The sequence below is a fragment of the Pseudomonas sp. PS02288 genome (assembly GCF_029959715.1).
Taxonomy (GTDB): Bacteria; Pseudomonadota; Gammaproteobacteria; order Pseudomonadales; family Pseudomonadaceae; genus Pseudomonas_O; species Pseudomonas_O kuykendallii.
In genome coordinates, this window is the sequence record NZ_JASCPA010000114.1 from 1 (window position 1) to 4,402 (window position 4,402).

At 52.1% G+C, this 4,402-nt stretch carries 3 protein-coding genes and 1 pseudogene; 2 read left to right on the top strand and 2 right to left on the bottom strand.

Translation table 11 applies throughout. The features are described 5' to 3' along the window. Nucleotides 1–127: 127 nt before the first annotated feature. Together QMX85_RS23190 and pilB are read right to left on the bottom strand one after the other, a co-directional pair. A pseudogene (locus QMX85_RS23190) lies at nucleotides 128–988 on the bottom strand (type II secretion system F family protein); the annotation flags it as partial. Between the two features lie 2 nt (nucleotides 989–990). Continuing rightward, nucleotides 991–2,691 (bottom strand): type IV-A pilus assembly ATPase PilB, encoded by a 1,701-nt coding sequence (gene pilB, locus QMX85_RS23195; protein WP_282344884.1) that lies wholly within the window; start codon nucleotides 2,689–2,691, stop codon nucleotides 991–993. A 221-nt stretch (nucleotides 2,692–2,912) separates the two neighbouring features. On the opposite strand from pilB, the gene QMX85_RS23200 reads away from it, so the two are divergent. Together QMX85_RS23200 and QMX85_RS23205 are read left to right on the top strand one after the other, a co-directional pair. Next, nucleotides 2,913–3,383, top strand: coding sequence for a pilin (locus QMX85_RS23200; protein ID WP_282344886.1), 471 nt, complete (start codon nucleotides 2,913–2,915; stop codon nucleotides 3,381–3,383). A 52-nt stretch (nucleotides 3,384–3,435) separates the two neighbouring features. Next, nucleotides 3,436–4,356 (top strand): pilin glycosylation ligase domain-containing protein, encoded by a 921-nt coding sequence (locus QMX85_RS23205; RefSeq protein WP_282344888.1) that lies wholly within the window; start codon nucleotides 3,436–3,438, stop codon nucleotides 4,354–4,356. Nucleotides 4,357–4,402: the final 46 nt, after the last annotated feature.

Consider the following 4,402-nt stretch of genomic DNA (forward strand, 5'->3'; position numbering starts at 1 on the left):
GTGCTCGCGCCGGCTATAAATCCGGAAAGAGGGGATGATTTGATCGTTTTCTAGCCGAATCACCGTTTTGAAATCGGCAAGGGCTGGAGTCAGCCAGAAATACCTGACTACTTCAGACCATCCCTAGAGGAACACCGGCGGCAAATGTAGTAGCAAGCGTGCGCGCGTAGCGGGCAAGAGATGACTTGTAGAGAATGTCCCCGACGATGGGAAGTTTAAGTACAGCGCGATCAACACTGTCTCGGAATTTTTGCGAGCGTTTATGGGCCTCCTTGAATGCAAAGCCCAATCCGAACATAGCGATCAAGATCAGGAACCACCATTCCTGCAATGCTTCGGAAAGCCCGATCACCATCAAAGTAAAGGCCGGTAATTCTGCGCCGAAGTTAGCAAACACAGACTGGAACTGCGGGACGACTTTGATAAGGAGAATGGCGGAAACAATGATGGCGACCGCTACGACTGCAATAGGGTAGTTCATTGCCTTCTTGATTTTCTTCTTCAGCAGTTCGGTTTTTTCTTTATAGGTGGCAACGCGGTCAAGTAGGGTTTCCAGTGCGCCTGACTGTTCGCCCGAGTCTACAAGGTTGCAATAAAGGTCATCGAAGTACTGAGGTTTCTTGCGCAGCGAATTGGCGAAACTGTTGCCCGCTGCCACTTCCTGTTTTATCTCGTCGATCAGCTTGCGCATGTTCTGATTTTCTTGGCCGTCCATGATGATGTCGAAGGACGACAGCAAGGGAACCCCTGCCTTCATCATGGTCGCCATCTGCCGGGTGAACAGGGCGATGTCCATCGGCTTGATCTTCTTGCCAGCTCCGAAGGAAAAGCCTTTCTTGCGTACCTTGGTGGGACTGATGCCCTGCTTACGAAGCTGGGCTTTGATCAGTGCGGGGTTTACACCACTCAACTCCCCTTTGACCTTTGTACCCTTCCTGTCCGTCCCTTCCCAGGTGAACAGGCTGGTCTTGATTGCTTTCTGCGCCATGATTAATCCTTGGTCACGCGGTTGACTTCTTCAAGGCTGGTCACGCCTTGCATGGCCTTGTGCAGGCCCGAGGTGCGCAGGTCGTTGAAGCCGTCTTCACGCATCTGCGCGGCAATATCGATGGAGTTGCCTTCCTCCATGATAATTCGCTGCAAGGATGGCGTGTTTTTAACCACTTCATAAATACCGACACGGCCCTTGTAGCCGTGCTTGCAATTGTCGCAGCCAACTGGCGCATAGATCTTGAAGGTGCCGATCTTGTCTTCCGGAAAGCCTTCCGCAATCAGCGTGTCTCGCGGAACTTCCACTTCCTTCTTGCAGACGGGGCATAGCTTGCGGGCCAAGCGTTGAGCGATGATCAGGTTGACCGAGGTGGCGATGTTGAAGGCGGCCACACCCATGTTGCGCAGTCGAGTGAGGGTTTCCGCGGCGCTGTTGGTGTGTAGCGTGGACATCACCATGTGTCCGGTCTGCGCGGCCTTGATGGCGATCTCGGCTGTTTCCAGATCGCGGATCTCGCCGACCATGATTACGTCGGGGTCCTGGCGGAGGAATGCACGCAGTGCCTGAGCGAAGTCCATCCCTTGGCGTGGATTGACGTTGACCTGGTTGATGCCTTCGAGGTTTATTTCCACCGGGTCTTCCGCCGTGGATATGTTGATATCCACGGTGTTGAGAATGTTGATCCCGGTGTACAGGGAAACCGTCTTGCCCGAACCCGTGGGGCCGGTCACTAGGATCATGCCTTGCGGCTGCGCCAAGGCTTTCAGGTATAGCTCTTTTTGGTCTTCTTCGTAACCGAGCGCATCGATACCCAACTGCGCACTGGTCGGGTCGAGGATCCGCATCACAATCTTCTCGCCCCACAAGGTAGGCAGGGTATTCACCCGGAAGTCGATGGCCTTGGTCTTGGAGATGCGCATCTTGATGCGGCCGTCTTGCGGCTTGCGTCGTTCGGAAATGTCCAGGCCAGCCATGACCTTGAGCCGCGCGGAAATCCGGCTGGCCAGTTGGATCGGTGGGCGCGCGGCCTCATGCAGGATGCCATCGGTGCGAAAACGCACACGGTAGGTTTTCTCGTAGGGCTCGAAGTGGAGATCGGATGAGCCGCCTTTGATAGCATCCAGTAGCATCTTGTTGACGAAGCGGACCACGGGTGCATCGTCGGCGTCGCCGCCTTCGGTGATAGGTTTGTCTTCGTTGGCATTCTCTATGTCGAGGGCTTCCATATCCATGTCGGCAAGGCCGTCAAGCGCATTGCTCGCGGCCTCGAACATTTGGTCAATGGCATTCCCTAGCTTGTCGTCTTCGACAAGGATCACTTCGGTGGTCAAACCTGTACTGAACTGGATGTCAGTAATTGCCTGATGATTGGACGGGTCCGATACCCCTACGAACAGCTTATTCCCTCGTCTCCAGAGCGGAAGCGCACGGTGTTGGCGCACGAGTTTCTCGCTGACCAGTTCCTTCGGCTGGCCCTCTCTATCTACAACGCTGAGATCAAACAGGGAGATACCGAACTGTTCAGCAGCCAGTTCCGCCACTTCCCGGCTTTTCGCAAGCCTGTTCTGCACTACATAGGTGACCAGCGACAGCTTGTTCCGCTGTGATTGCTGCTGTGCCTGCTGCGCGGCTTTTTCGCTAAGAATCTCTGCCAGCACCATCTGCTTAGCTAGGCCGGAAAGTTGGATGATGTCGTTCATAGGGGCGCCTCACATAATGCCTGCCCTTATAGCGCAGACGAGGGGGGCTGCCAAATGAAGCTGGGGGGAGCTGACGTAAATCGTCACTTTGGGACGCTTTACATGGCGAGTTGCAGTGGGCGGCGCCCGATCAATAGGCGCCAGCAGTGCGCTGTGCCCTGTGGCATGGAAGCTGCTAGTGCTTGCGCAGGTCTTCAGGCCTGACAACTACGGAGAGAAACATGAAAGCTCAAAAAGGCTTCACCCTCATTGAATTGATGATCGTCGTGGCGATCATCGGGATTCTGGCTGCTATCGCTCTGCCTGCTTATCAGGATTACACCGCTCGGGCAAAAATTTCTGAAGCTGTTTTGGCGGTATCCGGTTGCCGTACGGCGATCACAGAGGCATCTCAGACCGGTTTTAGTTCGACTCCGGCTGCTAACGGCTTTGGATGTGGCGAAAGCAATAGCCCGAAATCGCGCTATGTTGCATCCCTCACCACGTCGCAGGCTGGTGTTGTTACCGCTACTATCCAGGGCATTGGTACTGGGATTAACGGCCAGAACATTACACTTACTCCGTATGTTGATGCTACTGCAACTACTGTCGCTACGGCGAACAGTTTTGTTTCAGGTTCTAATCAACCCATCGTTGCTTGGAAGTGCGGCTCCAACCTCGAGTCCAAGTATGTGCCGTCTAGCTGCAAATAATTAGATTGTTTTCTATGACCCTGCTTTTGCAGGGTTTTTTTTGGACGTAAATATGTGTGTGAAGCATTCTCCCTCTGATTTGATAGCTACCAAGTCGATTCTTGTATTTTTTTCCAGTTTGGCTTTTTTGCTTTCTTGGTTATTGCCAAATCACAGCCCGCCGTGGCTTGGCTTCTGTCAGGATTCTTTTTCATTTTTAGGTGTTTTGCTTTTGGCATTCTGTATTCGTGGGGTGGTCCGTTTTACAAGATTTGAAGTTTTTATTTTTTTTGTCGCTTTTATTCCTATGGTGCAGTGGCTTGGGGGGGTTATTTGGTTTCGCGGTGATGCAGTGGTTTGTTTTTTTTATGTATTTGCATTTTTTCTCTCTATTTTTATTGGTCGCCATCTGGTGGAGGGTTTTGGTGGTTCGCAAAGGCTTTTAATATATTTTTTTTCGTTGACCGTTTTTGCTTCGGTTGTCGCTGTATGGATTTCTCTTCGTCAGTGGTTGCAATTTGGCAGTAGTCTCTGGGTGGTTGATCTTCCTCCAGGTGGGAGACCATTTGCGAATTTTGCGCAGCCAAACAATTACGCTTCCTGCTTGCTCTTGGGGCTGGTTGGGGTTGGCTATCTTTTTGAAAGAAATCGCCTTAGTGCTTTTGTTTCCTGCCTATTGGCCTTTTTCTTTTTGTTCGGAGTCGCGCTGAGTCAATCGCGTACTCCTCTTTTGGGAGGGCTATTCGCCATTGTTTGGGTGTTCTGGGCGAGAGGGAGGGTCCGTCTAACGGGATGGGCGGTATGCCTACTTTTCGCCGCTTATTCAGGGCTTTTCTTGGCTATCCCCATTATCTCGGAGTCGCTAAATATAGCGATGTCCAATCTATCAGATAGAGCTGGGGGAGGGGCCAGACCAATGTCATCAACTTTGGAAATTATCCATAAATATCATATAATTAGCGCTCAAATCAGTGCATGGGAGAAGCCCTTTTGACTACCTATACCGCATCGCTTGACACCGCCAGCCAAGCCCTGGTTTG